We start from the raw sequence: 1,133 nt of genomic DNA, 5'->3' as shown, positions 1-1,133 counted from the left end.
TATAGACTTCACACAGAATCGCGTCGAGACGGTTTCCGGTATCGATTTCGCCAGCATTCCAAGCCTGGCTATCTCTGCCTGCGGTACGGCCTATCTCGCCGGATTGATCGGAAAATACTGGTTCGAGCGCTATGCGCGCCTACCTGTCGAAATCGACGTCGCGTCCGAATTCCGCTATCGCGAAATCCCTTTGTCGCCGCAGTCGGCGGCTCTTTTCATTTCGCAGTCTGGCGAAACCGCCGATACGCTGGCATCGCTGCGATACTGTAAGGGGCTTGGCCTGAAAACTGGTGCAATCGTCAATGTCGGCGACTCGACCATCGCTCGCGAGGCCGACGCGGTCTTCCCAATCCTGGCCGGCCCGGAGATCGGGGTCGCCTCCACCAAGGCCTTCACCTGCCAGCTTACCGTTCTTGCCGCACTCGCTGTCGGTGCCGCCCGCGCGCGCGGAACCGCAACCGAAGATGAGGTGCAGACGCTCGTCAAGAGCCTTGCCGAAATGCCGCGGCTCATGGGCCAGGTCCTGAACAGCATCCAGCCGCAGATCGAACTCCTGGCGCGCGACCTGTCAAAGTCTCGTGACGTGCTCTATCTTGGCCGTGGCACCAGTTTCCCCCTGGCCATGGAAGGCGCACTGAAACTAAAGGAGATTTCCTACATTCACGCCGAGGGCTATGCGGCGGGCGAATTGAAACATGGTCCGATCGCATTGATAGATGACAACACGCCTGTGATCGTCATCGCGCCCCATGATCGCTTTTTCGACAAGACCGTCTCCAACATGCAGGAAGTCGCCGCCCGTGGCGGGCGGATCATCCTCATCACCGACGAGCAAGGCGCCGCCGCGTCGAAACTCGACACATCGCACACTATCGTGCTGCCGGCCGTCGACGAGATTATCGCGCCGATGATCTTCTCTTTGCCCATACAGCTCCTTGCCTACAACACGGCGGTCATCATGGGCACAGACGTCGACCAGCCCCGTAATCTAGCGAAGTCGGTTACGGTCGAGTGAGGATGACGCATTGATGGCTTGTCCGTGGGAAACGCCAGACATCTTCCGCGAATGTTCTCAAACACGCTGATCGGCAAGGACGATCCCCCCAGGATACGTTCCGATCCACGAAGTCCAA

The 1,133-nt window shown here is 59.0% G+C and carries 1 protein-coding gene; it reads left to right on the top strand.

The features are described from left to right. On the top strand, positions 1 to 1,015 hold a 1,015-nt coding region (gene glmS / locus CKW40_RS42265; RefSeq protein WP_095205392.1), incomplete at its 5' end, for a glutamine--fructose-6-phosphate transaminase (isomerizing). Positions 1,016 to 1,133: the final 118 nt, after the last annotated feature.

Source organism: Mesorhizobium carmichaelinearum (assembly GCF_900199455.1).
GTDB classification, from domain to species: Bacteria; Pseudomonadota; Alphaproteobacteria; order Rhizobiales; family Rhizobiaceae; genus Mesorhizobium; species Mesorhizobium carmichaelinearum.
Note: the sequence above shows the minus strand (reverse complement) of the source record. Positions and strands in the feature narration are given on the sequence as shown.